This window comes from Ruminococcus sp. AF17-1AC (genome assembly GCF_003461385.1).
Classification (GTDB): Bacteria; Bacillota; Clostridia; order Oscillospirales; family Ruminococcaceae; genus Hominimerdicola; species Hominimerdicola aceti.
This window is the reverse complement of sequence record NZ_QTWZ01000002.1, coordinates 163,721-183,080: the sequence shown is the minus strand read 5'-3', so window position 1 is coordinate 183,080 and position 19,360 is coordinate 163,721. Positions and strand designations below refer to the sequence as shown.

The 19,360-nt window shown below is 45.1% G+C and carries 16 protein-coding genes; 10 read left to right on the top strand and 6 right to left on the bottom strand.

The features are described 5' to 3' along the window. The first annotated feature begins 7 nt into the window (after positions 1-7). From DWW81_RS02595 to DWW81_RS02575, 5 genes are read left to right on the top strand one after another with little or no spacing between them, the layout of a single operon-like run. On the top strand, positions 8-2,029 hold the full coding sequence (locus tag DWW81_RS02595; RefSeq protein ID WP_117897179.1) for a transglutaminase family protein: 2,022 nt from the start codon (positions 8-10) through the stop codon (positions 2,027-2,029). After that, complete coding sequence (locus DWW81_RS02590) at positions 2,026-2,556, top strand: DUF4430 domain-containing protein (protein WP_117897180.1); 531 nt, start codon at positions 2,026-2,028, stop codon at positions 2,554-2,556. Before DWW81_RS02595 ends, DWW81_RS02590 begins: the two co-directional genes overlap by 4 nt. Next, complete coding sequence (locus tag DWW81_RS02585; protein ID WP_117897181.1) at positions 2,553-3,419, top strand: energy-coupling factor transporter transmembrane component T; 867 nt, start codon at positions 2,553-2,555, stop codon at positions 3,417-3,419. The genes DWW81_RS02590 and DWW81_RS02585 overlap by 4 nt, the downstream gene beginning before the upstream one ends. Further along, complete coding sequence (locus DWW81_RS02580) at positions 3,392-5,032, top strand: ABC transporter ATP-binding protein (RefSeq protein WP_117897182.1); 1,641 nt, start codon at positions 3,392-3,394, stop codon at positions 5,030-5,032. Before DWW81_RS02585 ends, DWW81_RS02580 begins: the two co-directional genes overlap by 28 nt. Next, entirely contained in the window at positions 5,022-5,708 is a 687-nt protein-coding gene (locus DWW81_RS02575; protein ID WP_117858119.1) for an ECF transporter S component, read from the top strand. The genes DWW81_RS02580 and DWW81_RS02575 overlap by 11 nt, the downstream gene beginning before the upstream one ends. 31 nt (positions 5,709-5,739) lie before the next feature. Here the strand turns inward: DWW81_RS02575 and DWW81_RS02570 are convergent, their stop codons facing one another. Continuing rightward, entirely contained in the window at positions 5,740-8,421 is a 2,682-nt protein-coding gene (locus DWW81_RS02570) for a cation-translocating P-type ATPase (protein WP_242989579.1), read from the bottom strand. Positions 8,422-8,657: 236 nt separating this feature from the next. Between DWW81_RS02570 and DWW81_RS02565 the strand changes: the two genes are divergently transcribed. Further along, entirely contained in the window at positions 8,658-9,449 is a 792-nt protein-coding gene (locus DWW81_RS02565) for a Bax inhibitor-1/YccA family protein (protein WP_117897183.1), read from the top strand. A gap of 132 nt (positions 9,450-9,581) precedes the next feature. On the opposite strand, the gene DWW81_RS02560 is transcribed toward DWW81_RS02565, so the two are convergent. The 5 genes from DWW81_RS02560 to DWW81_RS02540 all read right to left on the bottom strand — a co-directional run bounded on the left by DWW81_RS02560 (position 9,582) and on the right by DWW81_RS02540 (position 14,589). Further along, entirely contained in the window at positions 9,582-11,942 is a 2,361-nt protein-coding gene (locus DWW81_RS02560; protein ID WP_117897184.1) for a phosphoketolase family protein, read from the bottom strand. Positions 11,943-12,202: 260 nt separating this feature from the next. Then, a complete protein-coding gene (locus tag DWW81_RS02555) occupies positions 12,203-12,523 on the bottom strand; it encodes an AzlD domain-containing protein (RefSeq protein WP_022288164.1) in 321 nt (106 codons plus the stop codon). Then, positions 12,517-13,227, bottom strand: a complete 711-nt coding sequence (locus tag DWW81_RS02550; protein ID WP_022288163.1) for an AzlC family ABC transporter permease — start codon at positions 13,225-13,227, stop codon at positions 12,517-12,519. The genes DWW81_RS02555 and DWW81_RS02550 overlap by 7 nt, the downstream gene beginning before the upstream one ends. 34 nt (positions 13,228-13,261) lie before the next feature. Next, positions 13,262-13,792 (bottom strand): isochorismatase family cysteine hydrolase, encoded by a 531-nt coding sequence (locus DWW81_RS02545; protein WP_117897185.1) that lies wholly within the window; start codon positions 13,790-13,792, stop codon positions 13,262-13,264. 590 nt (positions 13,793-14,382) lie between these two features. Then, the gene (locus DWW81_RS02540) at positions 14,383-14,589 is read right to left on the bottom strand and encodes a DUF378 domain-containing protein (protein WP_022288161.1); all 207 of its coding nucleotides are present in this window, start codon (positions 14,587-14,589) and stop codon (positions 14,383-14,385) included. Positions 14,590-14,861: 272 nt separating this feature from the next. Between DWW81_RS02540 and DWW81_RS02535 the strand changes: the two genes are divergently transcribed. The 4 genes from DWW81_RS02535 (at position 14,862) to DWW81_RS02520 (ending at position 19,298) form a co-directional block, all read left to right on the top strand. Beyond that, positions 14,862-15,866 (top strand): aldose 1-epimerase, encoded by a 1,005-nt coding sequence (locus tag DWW81_RS02535; RefSeq protein WP_117897186.1) that lies wholly within the window; start codon positions 14,862-14,864, stop codon positions 15,864-15,866. A 112-nt stretch (positions 15,867-15,978) separates the two neighbouring features. Further along, complete coding sequence (locus DWW81_RS02530; protein ID WP_117897187.1) at positions 15,979-18,438, top strand: glycosyl transferase; 2,460 nt, start codon at positions 15,979-15,981, stop codon at positions 18,436-18,438. Positions 18,439-18,464: 26 nt separating this feature from the next. Beyond that, positions 18,465-18,977, top strand: a complete 513-nt coding sequence (locus DWW81_RS02525; RefSeq protein WP_117897188.1) for a hypothetical protein — start codon at positions 18,465-18,467, stop codon at positions 18,975-18,977. A 99-nt stretch (positions 18,978-19,076) separates the two neighbouring features. Next, complete coding sequence (locus DWW81_RS02520; RefSeq protein WP_242843639.1) at positions 19,077-19,298, top strand: helix-turn-helix domain-containing protein; 222 nt, start codon at positions 19,077-19,079, stop codon at positions 19,296-19,298. Positions 19,299-19,360: the final 62 nt, after the last annotated feature.

Sequence of the window (19,360 nt, the reverse complement as noted above, 5' to 3'; positions counted from 1 at the left end):
GACAATTTTGACAGCAAGTGTTTGCTATGTGGAAAAGCACTTTTCAAAGGGTGTTTATATCATGCAGAGCCTTTTTGGTGCAGTGACAATGCTCCTGCTGTCATTGTCGCTTGGTATGGGCTGGCGAGCCTTTGTCCTGGTAGGTGTGTGCATATTGACAGCCCTTGCAGGGGTATCAAAAAAGACTTTGCCTATACCATTTTTCGCCGCACTATTGTCGGCGGTGATATTCCACCAGAAGTTTCTAACAAGCCTTGCAGGGCTTTTGAACTGCGTCTTGACCGCCCACGGTAAAAGCGCAGGAGTAGTGGAAATGCTTGTGGAAAAAAGCTCAGACCCTTGGTTTGCTCTTTGCGTGGGTGCGGTGATAGTTTCCACAGTGCAGAGCATTTTCAGCCGTCTTGACAGCAGAGTTTTTACAGTGGCAATGCTTGCGCTGCTTTTGTGCGCAGGTATCTTTATTGATATCCCTCTGTACTATGCCACTGCAGAAGTTACGTTAGGTATCCTTGCATTGACGTTTTCCGGCAGTATAAAAGGCGATTTGAAGCCCTTTGTGCTTATACTTACAGCATTTTGCGCAGTGCTTATAGCCTGCCTGACAGGGCTTTTTGATAAGCTTTCCAACTTTGCCTTTGCCGATCGCTTTAATACGAAAAGTGAGTATGAGATCATAATGGAGCACCCACAGCCATTGTATCTTCTGGAGAGCCGTTTTGAGAAAGAAACTAACGGCGTGTGGGGGGAGCTTAGCGGTGAGGAGAAATATGCCTACTCAGACGAGTTTTATTGGCTTGATAAGCTTGATCTCTCACCGGCTTTTCAGACCGCTTTGCTTGACAATGCCCTTGATATATCCGACAGCGGCAACGTTACAGTAAACATCAAAAATGGCGGAAAGCCCCTTTATACCTACGGCATGACCGCCGCGGAGAACGCTTTTTCCGACCCTAAGATAATAGGCGGAAGCTTTGAGAACACCAAAAGCTATTACAGGCTTGCGGTGTCGGAAGGCTATCTCACAAAGCCTTTTGGCACATTTGATACCCTGCGCACTTCTGAGCCTACGGATTATCTTGCCGCAGAAAAGGGTTATCGTGACTATGTTTATTCCACCTGCCTTGACATATCAGCCGAGGACAAACAGCTTGCCGCAAACCATTTTGATCTGCAAGGTTCCCAGGGTAAACTGCGGTCTGATATGCTAAGCTTTTTTGTGTCAGACACAGTGCTTGACAGGTCAAAGACCTATGGGGGCGAAAGCTCTTTTGCAGATATGCTTGAGGTAACTTGCCGTGGGGGCGAGGAGGATTTTGCTGCCGCCGCTGTGAAGATCTTCCGTGCAAAGGGCGTTCCTGCCAGGCTTTGCAGAGGATATTTTATCACATCAGATATGACCAAAGACCTTACAGATAACTCAGCCCTGACCGTCACTTCAAAACAGCTTCACTATTGGGCGGAGTATTACAAAGATGGCATAGGCTGGCAGCCTTTCGAGGTCTGCCCCGATTATGTTGGCATGATAAAAACTGACGACAGCTCTGTAAAAGCAAAGCCCACCAACCAAGGCGGCGAAGCCCTTGCTCCCGAGGACGAGGACAAACCAAGGGAAGAGATCTTTGAGGAGAACAAGACTAAACCTGCGGAGAAAAGCTATGCGGTATATATCGTTATAGGTGCGGTAATACTTATACTCTGCCTTATTGTGGCAATAATAGCTTTGGTAAGAAAAAGAAGGTTTGCCGCTCTGCCTGACAGCAAAAAGGTGGAGAAGCTGTTCTTTGCAGGCAGAAAAAAGCTTTGCGGCAGGGATTTCTCAGACCATACGCCAAGAGAGCTTTCCGAGAGCATAAAAAAGACCTTTGGCGCTGATATGGCGGAAAGCTTCGCAGAGTGCGAGAAAATATACGAAAAGGCGAGATTTTCAAGGCTCGAGATTTCCCCACAGGAAATGCATATAGTGAAAAACTTTGCAGTTTCGGCAAAGAAAGCCAAAAAGCTCAAAGGTCAGGAGGGAGCAGAAAAGTGAAAAAGGATATCGCTCTGCTCATAGTCATAATTTTAGCAGCGGCAGCGGTCATAAAGGGAGTTGATATCCAGTCTGTTGACGAGTATTACAGCCTGCACAGCGACGATACCGCAAATGCCGCTCACACTGTCACTCTGACAGTGGATTGCTCTGATATTTTGGATAATTACGATATGCTTGACAAAAATCTCCGTGACGAGTGCTATGTTCCCTCAGACGGCATTGTTATGCCTGCGGAAAAATATGTCCTCCGTGAGGGCGACACCGCATTTGACCTGCTTGAAAAAGCTACAAGGTGCGGGAAGATACCCCTTGATTATCAAGGCTCAGAGGATAACATTTACAACACGGTGTATGTTCGTGGCATAAACAATATCTACGAGTTCTCTTGCGGTCCGTCCTCGGGTTGGACCTATACGGTAAATGGTGAAAGCCCCGATAAGGGCTGTTCACAGTATGTGCTCAACGACGGTGACAGCGTGGAGTTTTACTACGTTTGCGACTACACAAAGGAGGCGGTGAAATGAGGTTGTCAGCTTTTCACCCTTTGACCGCCCTTGTGTATTTTGCGGCTGTGCTTGCGGTGACAATGTTCTGCTTTTCACCAGCCGTTGGTATATGCTCGGCAGTGGGAGCGTTCCTGTTCTGTGCCATAACTCAAAGCTGTAGACAGACCGCATCAGACCTTGCTTTCTACATTTTTCTTACCGCCGTTTTGACTGTCACAAATCCACTTTTTTCACATAAGGGCGTAACGCCGCTGTTTTTCGTAAACGGCAAGGCTTACACAAAGGAAGCCCTTTTTTATGGCTTGACCGCCGGTTTATCCCTCACCGCCGTGATAATGTGGTGCAAAGCTCTTGGAAAGGTGCTTACAAGGGAAAAGCTCCTATACATTTTCGGCCGAAAAACGCCAAAAGCTGCCCTTGTGATAACAATGACAATGGGCTTTATCCCAAAGCTCAAAAGGCTTCACAGACAGCTTTTGGACGCTTTGAACTGCTCAGGAGCGAACACCTCCGACAGCCGTTTTGACCGCCTGAAAAAAGACTGCACAGTGTTCACAGCCCTTTGTGCAGGCACGCTTGAAAGGGGAGCGGACACAGCCGCTTCAATGAAAGCCCGTGGTTATGGTATCCGGAAACGAAGCTTTGCACACTCGTTCAAGTTCAGAGCATGTGACGGCATTTTTGTGGCGGTTTTTGCAGTTATCTTTGCATTGGTGCTGATATTTTCCGCAAGGGGCGAGCTGTCCGCCGCTTTTTACCCTGTGATAAAGCTTGAAAACAGCGTTTTTCCTGTGGGAATGTTCGCATTACTATGCGTTTTCCCGTTTATTCTTGAAGTAAAGGAGAGCATAAAATGGAAATATTGTCTTGCGAAAATGTAGCTTTCAAATATAAAGAAAGCACGGACTATGCCATTTCTGACTGCACTTTTTCAGTGAAAAAAGGCGAAAAAATAATGCTCTGCGGTGCTTCGGGAAGCGGAAAATCTACTTTGCTCAGGCTTCTGAAAAGAGAGCTTTCCCCAAGGGGCGAGCTTTCTGGAAACATCACCCTTATGGGCAAGGACAGAAGCGAGCTTTCTGATAGAGAAAGTGCCGAAAAGATAGGCTTTGTAATGCAAAGCCCTGACAGCCAGACGGTGTGCGACAAAGTATCGGCTGAGCTTGCTTTCGGGCTTGAAAGTTTTGGTGTGAAAAGAGGTGAGATACAAAGCCGTGTTGGTGAAATGGCGGCTTTTTTCGGTATCGAGCCGCTTTATGACAGGGATATCTCCACACTTTCGGGCGGTCAGAAACAGCTCGTCGCTCTGTGTTCCGTCATGGCCACAGACCCTGATATCCTGCTTCTTGATGAGCCTACCGCACAGCTTGACCCTGTTGCCGCAAGGGAGCTTCTTGGCATTTTAGACCGCCTTAACAAAGAAATGGGCGTGACTATCATCATTGCCGAGCATGACCCCGAGGAGCTTTTTGACTCCTGCGACAAAATTTTGTATCTTGCAAAGGGTAAAACCGAGTTTTTCGGTACGCCTGCCTTGACTGCAAAATATTTTGTGGAGAACGCTCTGGAGGGCTTTCTTCCCGAAACCGCCAAGGCTTTCGCAGGGCTTTGCGATGACCTGCCCCTCAATGTAAGACAAGGCAGGGCGAAGCTTGAAAAGCTTGGCGTGATGGATATTCCCAAGCAGGTTGTCAATGCCGCTGATAGTGCTGAGCCTTATGCCCTGCAGTGCAAAAATCTGTGGCAGAGATATGAAAAAAACTCCCCCGATATCCTCAAAGGCTGTGATCTTGGTATCAGAAAAGGGGAGTGTTATGGGCTTTTAGGCTCAAACGGCGGCGGAAAATCAACGCTCCTGCGTGTTATCTGTGGGCTTTGCAAGCCTTATATGGGCGCTGTATCCCTTTTCGGGAAAAAGCAGAAAGCCTATAAAAACGGCTCGCTTTTTCGTGAAATGCTTGCATTTTTGCCTCAAGAGCCTGTGACAATGTTTGTAAAAGAAAGCGTCCGTGAGGATCTTTTGCAAAGCGGTGAAAAATCCGCAGTAGAAAATGTTTCACAGCGCATGGGCATAGAACATCTTCTTGACCGCCACCCTTGGGATCTCAGCGGCGGTGAGATACAGAAATGTGCTTTTGGAAAAATTCTTCTTGCCGACCCGAAAATAATAGTCCTGGACGAGTGTACAAAGGGCATGGACAGCTTCGCCAAAAAGGCTCTTGGTGATATTCTTTTGGGCCTAAAAAACGAGGGCAGGACGATACTTCTCGTGACCCATGACCTTGAATTTGCCGCACAATACTGCGACAGGTGCGGACTTCTTTTTGACGGGAAGATAGTCGCCGAGGATAATGCCGTGGAGTTTTTCTCTCACAATCGTTTTTACACCACCGCCGCCGCAAGGCTCACAAGGGGCTTTTTCAGTGGTGCAGTGACGTCAACAGCCGTAAGAGAACGGCTCGCAATGGTGAAAAGAGGTCAAAATGAGCAGTAAAAAACTTGTGTCAGGGCTTATCTATCTTCTTGTCATACCCCTTGTGTGCTTTGGCGGCATAATGTTTTTCAGAGAACGCTTCTATTCTTTCGTCACCGCCGCACTTGCCATTCTTACCGTGGCAGGCTATTTTCTCCACTTTGAGAAAAAGCATTCCGACAGTACACAGCTTGTGATAATAGCCGCCATGACCGCATTGTCCGTTTTCGGCAGGATAGTTTTCAGCTTTCTGCCCGGCTTTAAGCCCTGCACCGCTATAGTCATTATCACCGCCCTTTATATGGGAAGAGAATCGGGCTTTATGACAGGCGCAATGACTGCCCTTATCTCAAACTTCTATTTCGGACAGGGTGCGTGGACGCCTTTTCAAATGCTGGTTTGGGGTCTGACCGGATATTTTGCAGGAATGTTGGCTGATAAGCTTATAAAAAGCAAGCCGCTTCTTGTGACCTACGGCATAATTTCAGGAGCGGCATTTTCACTTATCATGGACTTGTGGAGCTGTCTGTGGGCTGATAACGCCTTTATTCTCAGCAGATACCTTGCCCTTGTTGGCTCGTCAGCCTTTTTTACCCTTATATACGCAGTTTCAAACGTGTTCTTCCTGCTGGTTTTATCAAAACCTTTTGGCAGGATATTTAAAAGGCTGGATAAAAAATATGGATTAAAAAATTAGACCGACAAAGCTCTGCCCTGTCGGTCTTTTGCTATCTCTGCGGGGCGTTCACTGTTACGTCAGGAGATTTTTTGCCCATAAAAAGCTTTGGTATTATACCTGCCCCAACAGGCACGATAGCCGCCGCTGACGCCGCCACAAAAAACTCTCCAAGGCTCGGAACGGCTGTGAAAAATACCTTTTGCAAAACAGGGAGCCATATGCCTGCAAACAGCGCTGCCGCTGATATGAATACAGAGAAAAGCAGGAATGGGTTTGAAAGATAAGGCACTGTGAAAAGGGTCTTATCTTCCGATTTACATTCAAACACATGGATAAGCTGACTAAGTACAAGTGTTATAAGCGCACCTGTCCTTGCAGTGCCGAGAGAATGGGTGTTAGTGAGCAGAACAGTGAAGCTTGCAAGGGTGCAGATACCGATAAGAAGTCCTCTTATGACGATACGCCACATAAGACCGCCGCTGAAAAAGCTGTCGTCCTCTTTTCTTGGTGGTTTTTTCATTACCGAGCTTTCCGCAGGCTCAAGCCCCAGCGCAATTGCAGGAAGGCTGTCGGTAACAAGATTTACAAGAAGTATCTGCGCAGGCAGCAGTACCATTGGAAGCCCCATTAAAATTCCACCGAGCATTGTTATGACCTCGCCTATGTTGCAGGAAATAAGGTAGCGCACGAATTTTCTTATGTTCTGATATATGGTCCTGCCCTCCTCAACGGAGTTCACAAGGGTGGCAAAATTATCGTCAAGAAGTATCACGTCAGCCGCCTGCTTTGTGACCTCTGTACCTGATATTCCCATTGATACACCTATGTCGGCTTCTTTTATAGCAGGTGCGTCGTTTACCCCGTCGCCTGTCATTGCACAAACGTGCCCACGGCTTTTGAATGCCTTTACTATCCTGAGCTTGTGTTCAGGAGTGACCCTTGCGAACACACGGCAGTTTTCTATTACCTCGTCAAGCTGTTTGTCGTCCATTCTGTCAAGCTCGTCGCCTGTCAAAGCGATAGCGCCTGCTTTCATTATCCCAGCCTCTTTTGCAATAGCCTGTGCAGTGAGCTTGTGGTCGCCTGTTATCATAACTGTCTTTATGCCTGCACGCTGACATTCCGCCACCGCCTTTGCGGCTTCAGCCCTGAGAGGGTCTTTCATTGCCATTAGTCCAAGAAAAGCCCATTCCCCGTCCACCTGCTGTGAAAATGCTATCACACGCAGACCTTTTGAAGCGTATTCGTTACACTTGTCAAAAGCCTGTTTTCTCATTGCTCCGCCAAATGTCAAAAGCTCGCCGCTGTCAGAAAAAACGTGGCTGCATTCTTTTATGATAACGTCAAAAGCGCCTTTCCTGAATGCCGTTGTAACCCCCTTTTCGTCAGCACATATTACCGTCATGGAGCGTGTTTCACTTTCAAATGGCAGCTCGTCAGTTCGTCTGTAACCAAGGGAGCTGACGTTTATACCTGAGTTTGCGCAGGCTATGAGTATAGCTGTTTCTGTAGGGTCGCCCTCTGCACAAAGCTCGCCTTGTCTGCCGCCTCTGTCACGCTTTCTTGTCTTCTCAGGCGGGCAGAGCCTTGCATTGTTGCAGGCTGCACCGCACAAAAGTATCCTGCTAAGGTCAGGGCTTTCCCATGCTTTGAGGGCTTTGTCATCAAAGCTTGCTCCCTCTTTTGTTACGCCGTAAGCACGGCTTTTCTCGGTGCAGGTGAAAATATCAGTAACTGTCATTTTGTTCATTGTCACAGTGCCTGTCTTGTCAGTGCAAATTACTGTCGCACAGCCGAGCGTTTCCACTGAATGAAGCCTGTGTACAAGTGCTTGACGCTTTAGCATTTTTCTGACCGCAAGGGCAAGCGCTATAGTCACAGTGGCAGGCAAGCCCTCAGGTATTGCGGCAATGGCTATGGTTATTCCTGTCATTGCCATGTTGAGAACAGGCTCACCCCTTAGTACGCCTGCAATAAAGACTACCACGCACACTGCAAGGCAGATGATAGCAAGAGTTCTGCCAAGCTCTCCGAGTTTCTTTTGCAATGGAGTTTCAGGCTCTTTTATCTCATCAAGCATGGTTGAGACCCTGCCCATTTGGCTTCGCTCACCTGTTGCCACCGCCGTGACCTCCCCAACGCCCTTTGTGACAACCGTTCCCATGTAGACCATGTAGTCTTTGTTCAGTGCGGTAAAATCTATCTCAGATGTACGGCATTTCTTTACCGCAGGCACAGCTTCGCCAGTGAGTGCAGATTCGTCGCATGATAACGCCCTTGATGAGTTTATGTAGCCGTCGCAAGGCACTCTGTCACCTGCTTCGAGAGTAAAAACATCTCCTGCCACGACCTCCGATGCAGGAATTTTCACAAGCCTGCCGTCACGATATACCATGGCGGTGGGAGCGGTCATGTTTTCAAGCTTTTCCAGAGTTTTTTCACAGCGGTATTCCTGAATAAATCCCAGCGCAGCGTTAATGATAACTATAAGCACGATAGGCACAGCGTCAGCATATTGCCCAAGTGCTACGGATATCACCACCGACACAAGAAGTATCATCACCATAACGTCATGAAACTGTCCTGCAAAAATTTTCGCCGCAGAGGTCTTTTTCTTTTTGGCAAGGCGGTTTTCCCCGTCCGTACTGAGCCGCTTTTCGGCTTCCGCAGTTGTTAGCCCCTTTCTTGTGGTCTGGTTTTCCGTAAGCTTCTTTTCAAGTATATCCAGCACAATGTATCTTCCTTTCCGATTTTTTGGCATAGCCTTGATAACATTGTGCGAAACGTTTTGACTGCACAAGATTTTTCAGTGCTTTTGCCTTTGCTTACATCATATGCGGACAAGTCCCAAAAAAGAACCTTGCGTTGTTGCCTGAAAAATCATATTGACTTTTTTAAGAAAATATGTATAATAGTATATAAGCCATAAAAATAAATATTGGCGAAAAAAATAAAGGAGGCAAATTCATGAACGATTATAATAATTTTTCTGAAAGCTATTCAAATCCACGAGTTAAAAAGCTGCGCTCTTTTGCACAGTCCACTTACGGCATGGAGGCGGCAAGCTATAAGGGCATTGCAATGAAGACCTTGTATTTTGTTGCAGTTTTCGCCGCAGGCATGGGAGCATATTTTTACATTCACAACTTCTTCGGCGGCGGTGCGCAGGCTTTTTCCACTGAGTATACCATCTTTGTCGGCGCTCTTATCGCAACAGCAATAGCAGGACTTGTGGCTTCATTCGCTCCGAAAACAACGGCGGTAACAGGCTCTATCTATTCCGCAGGCATGGGATATGCCCTCACCTTTATGTCAATGATCTACGCAATGCAGTGGAAAGGCATAATAGTTGAAGCCGTTACACTGACGCTTCTCACAGTTGCAGTGCTTGCAGTTATCTATTCAAAGGGCGTTCGTGTGGGAAGCAGAATGAAAACTGCTCTTATCACCTGCCTTTGGGTCTCTATCATAGGCGGATTGCTTTTCATGCTTCTTGCATGGCTCGCACCTCATTCAGCGATCTACACTTCAATCGTTGCAATAAACAACGGCCCTGTCGGCATACTTTTCGCTGTTATCGGCGTTCTTATCGCCGCAGCGCTTCTTATGTGCGATTTTGAAACTATCCAGATGACAGTTGAACAGGGACTCCCTGCTCAGTATGAATGGTATGCAAGCTATGGTCTTATCGTAGGCGTTATTTATCTTTATCTTAAAATACTGAATCTCCTTGCAAAGATAGCAAACAACAGAAAGTAATTTATTGACTTAGCACTTTTATCCCTCGTCATACGGCGGGGGATATTTTTATATGCACAGCAAAAGAGGACTCCCTCATTGTCGGAAGTCCTCTTTTATGTTGGTATATTTAATTAATTGGTTGGCTTCTTATTAGATATCCCATTTCCAATCTCTGATCTCAGGCATATCAAGACCATACTCAGCAATATACTGCTTGTGTTCAACAAGCTTGTCCTGCATGAGCTGGTGGAGATAAGCGCCTGTGTTTCCGAGCTGTGGAAGTCTCTTGATAACCTCCATAACAAGGTGGAAACGGTCTATCTCGTTCTGAACTCTCATGTCGAATGGAGTTGTGATCGTACCCTCCTCGTTGTAGCCGCATACATAAAGGTTGCGGTTGTGACGATGATAGAGAAGCTCGTGGATAAGTGTAGGATAGCCGTGAAATGCAAATACGATAGGCTTGTCCTTTGTGAACAGTGCGTCAAAGTCAGCGTCGGAAAGTCCGTGTGGGTGCTTTGACTGTGGCTGAAGCTTGAACAGGTCAACAACGTTGATAAATCTTATCTTTACCTGTGGAAGATTCTTTCTCAGGATAGTTACTGCCGCAAGTGCTTCAAGTGTAGGTGTGTCGCCGCAGCAAGCCAGAACAACGTCAGGCTCCTGACCCTGATCGTTTGAAGCCCATTCCCAGATACCGATACCCTGTGTGCAGTGCTTAACAGCCTGCTCCATTGTGAGCCACTGCTGTCTTGGGTGCTTTGATGTTACCATTACGTTTACATAGTTCTTTGAACGTATGCAGTGGTCAAAGCATGACAGCAGACAGTTTGTGTCCGGTGGGAGATACATTCTTACAACGTCTGCTTTCTTGTTTGCAACGTGATCGAGGAAGCCCGGATCCTGATGTGTAAATCCGTTGTGATCCTGCTGCCATACGTTGGAAGAAAGTATGTAGTTAAGTGAAGCTATCTTCTGTCTCCATGGGAGCTGTGAAGTAACTTTGAGCCACTTAGCGTGCTGTGAGAACATTGAGTCAACTATTCTGATGAAAGCCTCATAGCTTGCGAAGAAACCGTGACGTCCGGTGAGCAGATAGCCCTCCAGCCAGCCCTCGCACATATGCTCAGATAGCATAGAGTCCATAACACGACCGTCAGCGGCAAGGAACTCATCGTTGTCGAGCTTGTCAGCGTTCCAATCTCTGTTTGTTGCCTCAAAGACCTTGCCTAGTCTGTTTGACATTGTCTCGTCAGGTCCGAAGATACGGAAGTTTCTGCTTTCTTCATTAAGCTTGAATATATCTCTTACAAATCCGCCAAGCTCTATCATATCCTGTGCTTCAACAGCACCAGGAGCAGGCACGTCGATACCGTATTTCCTGAAATCAGGAAGTCTGAGATCTCTCAGAAGAAGTCCGCCGTTGGCATGTGGGTTAGCTCCCATTCTTCTGTCGCCTGTAGGAGCAAGCTCCTCAAGTTCAGGGATAAGTCTGCCCTCTTCTGTGAAAAGCTTCTCGGGGTGATAGCTCTTGAGCCAATCCTCAAGCATTTTCAAATGCTCAGGAGCTTCCATTGTCATTGGTACCTGATGCGCTCTGAATGTACCCTCTATCTGCTTGCCGTCTACAACCTTCGGACCTGTCCAGCCCTTTGGTGAACGGAATATTATCATAGGCCACTTTGGTCTTTCAGTAACGCCGTTTTCTCTTGCTTTCTTCTGGATAGCCTTTATTTCCTCGATAACAGTGTCAAGAGTTTCAGCCATGAGCCTGTGCATCGTCATAGGATCGTCGCCCTCGACAAAGTATGGCTTCCAGCCGCAACCCTCAAAGAAACTCTTTATCTCTTCATGAGAAATTCTTGAAAATACAGTTGGGTTTGATATTTTGTAGCCGTTAAGGTGAAGTATAGGAAGTACAGCACCGTCAGTCTTAGGATTCAGGAACTTGTTTGAGTGCCATGCTGTTGCAAGAGGGCCGGTTTCCGCCTCACCGTCGCCAACAACGCAAGTTGTGATAAGGTCAGGGTTGTCGAATACAGCGCCGAATGAGTGTGCAAGTGAATAACCAAGCTCGCCGCCCTCGTTTATAGAACCGGGTGTCTCAGGTGCAACGTGTGATGAGATTCCTCCTGGGAAAGAGAACTGCTTGAACAGCTTCTGCATACCCTCAACATCTCTTGAAATGTTAGGATATACCTCAGAATAAGAGCCTTCAAGATAGGTGTTTGCTACCATGAAGTTTCCTCCGTGACCAGGACCTGAAATATAGATCATGTCAAGGTCATATTTCTTGATGACTCTGTTAAGGTGAACATAGATAAAGTTCTGACCAGGTACAGTACCCCAGTGACCGACTATCTTTTTCTTGACGTGATCCATTGTGAGCGGCTCACGGAGAAGCGGATTGTCAAGCAGATAGAGCTGACCTGCCGAAAGATAGTTGGCAGCCTCCCAATACCTGTTCATTTTCTCCAAAAGCTCAGGAGAAATGTTCATTGTGTCTGACATTGCAATACCTCCATATATTTTGTCATAGTTCAAAAAACGGTAAACGTTTTCACACAATAAAATTATATCACAGCCTATAATTTTTTTCAAGGCAAGAATATGAAACTAGCCGAAAATTTTATACTCCATTTATGATATTTCATATGCTATATAAAAACAGTGATAATAAAGACCTCTCCGCATATAGCAGAAAGGTCTGAGCTTGTCAAATATCCAAAATTTATAGCGGGCGACCTCAGGTCACCCCTCTGCACAAAACTTTAAATAAGCTGACAAATAAGTATTACGCAGAAGCTTGCAAGGCAGGCAAACGCCGCAACTATGATAAGGCTTTTTTCCTTGAATGCAAGCACGCAGGCTGTTATAAGTCCTGCTATGGAAGCCGCAAGGTTTCCCGTTGAGAATAGTATTGACGGGAAAGTCATTGCTCCAAGCACAGCGTATGGCACATAGTAAAGAAAGCTTTGCACAAATCTGTTTGTTATCTTGCCCTTGAAAATTACCAACGGCAGGGCACGAATAAGATAGGTCACTCCTGCCATAATGAAAAGATAAATGAAGAAATCTCTTATACTCAGCATTGACCGTCCTCCTCATTTTTCACAGGCATGAGAGCCGCCATTATCCCTGCGGAAAGAACGGTGCAGATTATTATGGAAAATCCTCCTGATACCTTATTAAGAATAGGCAGCCACTTGAAACAACAGCTAAGAAGAGCCGCAAATATCGCCGCCATTGCAATGCCCTTGTTTTTCTTTGCAGGCGGTATTATTATTGCAAGGAACATTCCGTATATTGCAATACTAAGTGCGCTTATGACTATCTCAGGGAGTATCTTTCCCGCCGCTGCACCTATAAGAGTCCCCAGCGACCAGCCTGCTACAGGTAAAGCGATAAGCCCATACATATACTGCCTTGAAACTTCACCTATATTTCCCATTGCCATGACAAATATCTCGTCTGTCACTCCGAAGCCTACCAGCCAGCGGTGTATTCCCGACAGTGACTTGTCAGCTTTCTGTGAAAGAGATATTGACATAAGTGCATATCTCAGATTGATGATAAACTGGGCACAAGCCATTTCTATCCAGAAACCGCCCCCCGACAGCATAATGTCAAGTCCTGCGAACTGACCTGCCGAGGTCACGTTGCAAATAGAGATCAGCACAGTTTCCCACCAGCTCAGACCGCCTTTTACGCCTTGAAGTCCGAATGTAAAAGATACCGAAAGATACCCCAAAGCAATAGGTATGCCGTCTTTAAGACCTTTTTTGAAACCACTCATAAATCATTCCGCCGAAGCGGAGTTCCCCCTCAAATCAAAAATTATCTATCCTGCACTGACATGACGCCATTGTAACAAGTGCCGCCTTGTGGCTTTTTTCCGTTACTCCTGCACAGGCGTTTGCGTCAACTATGACCTCACATTCAGGACAAAAAGCCTTTATGAGCAGGGCATTCGATACCACGCAAATGTCTGTGCAAAGTCCGCAAAGCTCTATCTCGTCCCCTGCCTTTGTTATTTCAGCAAGGTGCTGTGCAAGCTCAGCCGAGCCGAATGTGCTTTTTTCATAGACCTCTGCGCTTCCACCGATAGCCTCAGCTACCTGAGCCGCAGGCTGCCAACCCTCTGTGCCTTTTATGCAATGCGCCACAGGGAGCTTTTTTCCCTCAGGCGTTTCAAGATAATCCTTGAAATGCGTGTCAAGGGTCATGAATACAGTGCTGCCCTGAGCCTTGTAACTGCGTATTTTTTCACACACAGCAGGAACGATCATTTCTGCCATTTTTGAACCAAGACTGCCCGTGACAAAATCATTCTGCATATCAACAACTATAAGATATCTCATATTCTATTTACTCCTTTCTCTCACGACGAAAACGTTTTGACAGGTAAGAACTGACATATTGTTTTATTAGTCCATAAAGTAACATTATAACCCTAAAATATGAATTTTTCAACGTGTGCATAAAATGGGCAAAAAAAATGCTGAGCAACGGTGCTCAGCAGAAAATAAAATAAAAAAACTATGTGTAGAACAAAAGAAAGGAGACAACAAAACGGATGTTAAATCAAACAAATTATGTTCAATATCCTTAACATCAATTAAATTATAACCTCTTTTGTAGCGATAGTCAAGAAAAAGTTGCAAAGAACTTGTTAATTTTCTGAAAATTCGGGATTTTGCACAAATATTTCGTTGACATTATGCTAACAATGACATCTGCGTGAGGTCTGAACTTAAATCGACTTAAAAAAGTAAAATATCTTATCCATTTTTAGCGTCTGTGATGTTCAAATTTTAATGTTTAAAGCAAAAAAATAAGGTCATGACAGCAGGAAAGAGAGCCGATTTTAGAATATGCAGCAGGCAAACCCGTGATAAAATGCTGCCCTCTGAAACAAGCTCCCTCTCCTGCCGTCATGACCTGCAGGGGACTACTGCTCGGTGACAAGTCTGTTGTCTTTGAAAAACAGTGAAATGCACCAGATAGCCGAAATAGCTACCAAAACGTAGATGATCCTGCTTAGTATCGCTGCAGCGCCTCCGAAAAGAAATGCCACAAGGTCGAACTGGAAAATGCCCACAAGCCCCCAGTTTATGCCGCCTATTATGAGAAGCAGCAGTGCGATCCTATCTATCATGAGAACTCCTCCTTTGATTGTTTAAGATATAGAGCAGTCCGTCTGTCAGCGGGCTGTTGATTGTAGTATTGTCATATTTTTTTGGATTATTCATTGAACGTTTGGTAAAAAACTACTAAAAAACACATCGAAAATTCTATATAAAAATCTGCGTTTTGTACTAGACAAAAGCGACGGGCTATGTTATAATAATTGTATGTTAATCGTTTAAGTAAAAATGTATGGTAAGGCGGGAGCAGATCATCGCTTTGCACTATGGGGGCGTTACTTTTTTGAATAATATAGACCTTAAATTCATGTTTAAAGATACGGAATGTGTCAGAATGCAGTCGGGAAAGTATTCCTGCGTTATCGCACCAAAACTTGGTGCTGCTGTGCTGAGGCTTCGTGACGAGGAAAACGGCATCGAGGTGTTCAGATATCGTGATGACTGCACTCTCAAGACTATAAATAAGGCGAGAGAGATATGGGGACTGCCTACTCTTTTCTTGCCTAACCGCTTTGATAAGGGCGTTATAAAGACTTCTGACGCAGTGTATCAAATGCCTGTAAATGAGAAAAAGCTTGATAATTTTATCCATGGCTGGGTGCATAAGAGAGAACACGAAATAGAGTGTTATTCAACACAGGATAAAAAAGCTGTGCTTGTTACTTCTTATAACTTTGACAAGAATGACGAGATGTATTCTTATTTTCCGGTGGATTTTAAAATATCCTATACGTTTACGCTTTCTGAAAACGGTCTTTTGCAGGAAATATACCTGACAAACAACAGCGACAAGGCTCTGCCTGTTTCCATATGTACTCATACCTGCCTTAATGCGCCAATGTGCGACGGTGGCAGGGAGGAATCAATGAGAATGTGCGTGCCGATAATCGAAAAGTGCGAGCTTGACAAGAGATGTCTGCCAACAGAAAAGCTTTTGCCTCTTAAAAAGAAAGACCTTGAATATAAAGAGGGTACAAAAATGCCTACCCTGCACAATATCTCAAACGATATGTACACCGCAGGCATGAACAAGCTTGACGGCAAGGAATTCTATGGCTCTTATGTTGTGGATACTGACAATGGTCATAAGGTCTGCAACGAGGTGTCAAAAGAATTTAAGTTCTGGAATATGTGGAACGATAAGGGCAATAAAGGATATTTCTGCCCTGAACCAATGACAGCTATGATAAACTCTCCTAATCTCAGCCTGCCTAAGGAAGTGAGCGGATATGAGGAGATAACAAAGGGTCACACATTCAAGTGCTGGCAGAGATTCTTTACTGAATAATAGAAAATGCAGCAGGGGTGAACTGAGGTCACCCGTTGATATACGCATTTGTATGGGTTATAATTAAGAAATTAATTAACAATAGATAAAATACGAAAGGTGGAAATTATTGATGAAATTTGGTCATTTTGATGACGTGAAAAAGGAATATGTCATCAGCAATCCAAGAACGCCATATCCATGGATAAACTATCTTGGCACACAGGAGTTCTTCTCACTTATCTCCAACACAGCAGGAGGCTATTCCTTCTATAAGGACGCAAGACTGAGAAGAATAACTCGTTATCGTTACAACAACGTGCCTATCGACATGGGCGGAAGATATTTCTATATCAAAGACGGCGAAACTATCTGGAATCCGGGCTGGTCACCGGTAAAGACAGAGCTTGACTCTTATGAGTGCCGTCATGGTATGGGCTATACTATCATCACAGGTAAGAAGAACGGACTTAAGGCTGAGGCTACATTCTTTGTTCCTCAGAACTATAACGGCGAAGTTCAGCAGGTAGTTCTCACAAACGAGAGCAATGAAGAAAAAACATTCTCATTCTTCTCATTTGCAGAGTGGTGTCTTTGGGACGCTCAGGACGACTGCACAAACTTCCAGAGAAACTTCAGCACAGGACGTGTTGAGGTAGTAGGTTCAACTATCTATCACAAGACAGAATACAGAGACAGAAGAGATCACTTTGCATTCTATACAGTAAATGACGAGATAGACGGCTATGATACAGACAGAGATTCATTTATCGGTCTTTATAATGGCTTCCATAACCCACAGGCTGTTGAAGCAGGCAAGGCTAACAACTCATTTGCAGACGGCTGGTCACCTATCGCTTCACACTATAAGAAGATAACACTTGCTCCGGGCGAGTCAAAGACTCTTGTATTTATCCTCGGCTATGTTGAAATGCCTGTTGACAAGAAGTTCGAGGCTGACGGCGTTACTATCAATAAGGAAAAGGCTCTCGCAATGATCGAGCAGTATAACACTCCTGAAAAGGTAGCCGCAGGTCTTGAAGAACTCAAGGCAACTTGGGACAGACTTCTCAGCGTTATCAATGTTGACACACCTGATGACAAGGTAAACAGAATGGTAAATATCTGGAACCAGTATCAGTGTATGGTAACATTCAACCTTTCACGTTCCGCATCATATTTCGAGAGCGGTATCGGCAGAGGAATGGGCTTCAGAGATTCCAATCAGGATATCCTCGGCTTCGTTCATCAGATACCGGACCGTGCAAGACAGCGTATCATCGACATCGCTTCTACACAGCTTCCTGACGGCGGCTGCTATCATCAGTATCAGCCTCTTACAAAGAAGGGCAACTCCGATATCGGCGGCGACTTCTCAGACGATCCGCTGTGGATGATCCTTTCAGTTTCAGCATACATCAAGGAAACTGGCGACTGGTCTATCCTTGACGAAATGGTTCCTTATGATAATGACGAGTCAAAGGCTAAGCCAATGCTCGATCACCTTAAGGTATCATTCTATCACGTTGTAAATAACCTCGGCCCTCACGGTCTGCCACTTGCAATGAGAGCTGACTGGAACGATTGTATCAACCTTTCATGCTATTCTGACACTCCGGGCGAGAGTTTCCAGACTTATACAAATCCTAAGTTTGCAGCCGAGGGCGGCTACTCAAAGGTAGCTGAGTCTGTAATGGTGGCAACACTCTTTACATACACAGGCCCTAACTATGTGTCTATCCTCAAGCACCTTGGCAAGGACGATGAAGCTGCCGCAGCACAGGCTGAGATAGACAAGATGAAGAAGAACGTTATGGAATCTGCATTTGATGGCGACTGGTTCCTGAGAGCTTACGATTCCACAGGCGCAAAAATGGGTTCTAAGGAATGTGAAGAGGGCAAGATATTCATCGAGCCACAGGGCTTCGCAGTTATGTCTGAAATAGGCAAGGACGAGGGCGCTGACATCAAGACACTTGATTCTATCGACAAGTACCTCAATACAAAGTATGGTCTTGTTCTTAACAACCCTGCATACTCAAAGTATTATATCCAGTATGGTGAGATATCCACATATCCGGGCGGATATAAGGAGAACGCCGGTATCTTCACACACAACAATGCTTGGATAATCTGCGCAGAAGCATATGCAGGCAGAGGCGACAAGGCGTTCGAGTATTACAGCAAGATAGCTCCTGCATTCAACGAGGAGATATCTGATCTTCATAAGACAGAGCCTTATGTATACGGTCAGATGATAGCTGGTAAGGACGCAAGCAGATTTGGCGAGGGCAAGAACAGCTGGCTCACAGGTACAGCCGCATGGAACATGGTAGCTATCTCACAGTACATTCTCGGAGTACAGGCTGACTTTGACGGCTTGAAGATAGATCCATCTATCCCTCACGAGTGGGACGGCATGACAGCAACACGTCAGTACAGAGGTGCAACATACAACATCACTGTTAAGAACCCTGACCACGTTTGCAAGGGCGTAAAGAGCGTAACTGTTGACGGCAAGGCAGTAGAGGGCAATGTTCTCCCTGTAGCTGAAAATGGTGCAACAGTAAATGTTGAGGTAGTAATGGGCTAAGCAATACAAATTTTAAAGGCGAGATTATGTTTTTTTGGAAAGACAAAGAAAAAAATAAACCAACTACAATTGAGCATCCTGTATTAGGAACTTTGATTAAAAAAACAGATTGGTACACAAAGAAGAGCTTTATCATTACATTATGGGATAAAACTTTTGACCTGTATCTATGTATATACTCAAATCAAAAAGATGCTGTAATTTCATTTGAACAAGAAGAAGCAATCAGATATTATCTTGATAATCAGATTCAAATCGAACGAGATATTCAAAAAATGTTGTTGAGTTTTTTTCACACTTCAGATTGTTCTTTGATTGAAAAGAGTATACAAATTGAAGGATTGAATTTTACAAGGAATGGAGCTATCAGCATTGGTTTAATAGCTGATTTTTCTGATGAGTTTCTTGAAAAACATATTGGAGAAGATGTTATTTTTACAGATTCTTTTGGGATGTCAGTTTATCCGATTAAGGCGGTGCTTCCAAATGAGAAAGTATATTACAACTTCAATAATAAATACGAAGGAGACCAGCTTTAATATGAATGTGTTTGACAGCATAATTACTGGACTTAACGAGGCAGTTGACTACGAAAAAGGTAAAATTTCTGCTAAAAAACAACTCTTAGAATAGAGCCTTTGCCTGATATATCTGCTGAAGATATAAAAGCGATCCGAAAAAAGCTGGGATTTACGCAGGCGGTATTTGCCGCGGTGATCGGAGTTTCGACAAAAACTGTTGAGGCGTGGGAAACAGGTACGAACCAGCCTATCGGTCCTGCACGCAGAATGATCTCACTCATTCAGTTTGACCCAGAAATTCTGCAAAGCTACCATATCGTAAATGAAAATGTTATTTAACTATGACCGCAGTTCTTTGAGGACTGCGGATCTTTTTATCCCGTCACATCAAAGACCTTTTT

What these genes read in the sequence shown, in the direction of transcription:
- DWW81_RS02585 (WP_117897181.1), top strand. Translation starts at nt 2,553, where the DNA reads ATGAGGTTGTCAGCTTTTCACCCTTTGACCGCCCTTGTGTATTTTGCG.
- DWW81_RS02580 (WP_117897182.1), top strand. Translation starts at nt 3,392, where the DNA reads ATGGAAATATTGTCTTGCGAAAATGTAGCTTTCAAATATAAAGAAAGC.
- DWW81_RS02575 (WP_117858119.1), top strand. Translation starts at nt 5,022, where the DNA reads ATGAGCAGTAAAAAACTTGTGTCAGGGCTTATCTATCTTCTTGTCATA.
- DWW81_RS02565 (WP_117897183.1), top strand. Translation starts at nt 8,658, where the DNA reads ATGAACGATTATAATAATTTTTCTGAAAGCTATTCAAATCCACGAGTT.
- DWW81_RS02560 (WP_117897184.1), bottom strand. Translation starts at nt 11,942, where the DNA reads ATGTCAGACACAATGAACATTTCTCCTGAGCTTTTGGAGAAAATGAAC.
- DWW81_RS02555 (WP_022288164.1), bottom strand. Translation starts at nt 12,523, where the DNA reads ATGCTGAGTATAAGAGATTTCTTCATTTATCTTTTCATTATGGCAGGA.
- DWW81_RS02550 (WP_022288163.1), bottom strand. Translation starts at nt 13,227, where the DNA reads ATGAGTGGTTTCAAAAAAGGTCTTAAAGACGGCATACCTATTGCTTTG.
- DWW81_RS02545 (WP_117897185.1), bottom strand. Translation starts at nt 13,792, where the DNA reads ATGAGATATCTTATAGTTGTTGATATGCAGAATGATTTTGTCACGGGC.
- DWW81_RS02540 (WP_022288161.1), bottom strand. Translation starts at nt 14,589, where the DNA reads ATGATAGATAGGATCGCACTGCTGCTTCTCATAATAGGCGGCATAAAC.
- DWW81_RS02530 (WP_117897187.1), top strand. Translation starts at nt 15,979, where the DNA reads ATGAAATTTGGTCATTTTGATGACGTGAAAAAGGAATATGTCATCAGC.
- DWW81_RS02525 (WP_117897188.1), top strand. Translation starts at nt 18,465, where the DNA reads ATGTTTTTTTGGAAAGACAAAGAAAAAAATAAACCAACTACAATTGAG.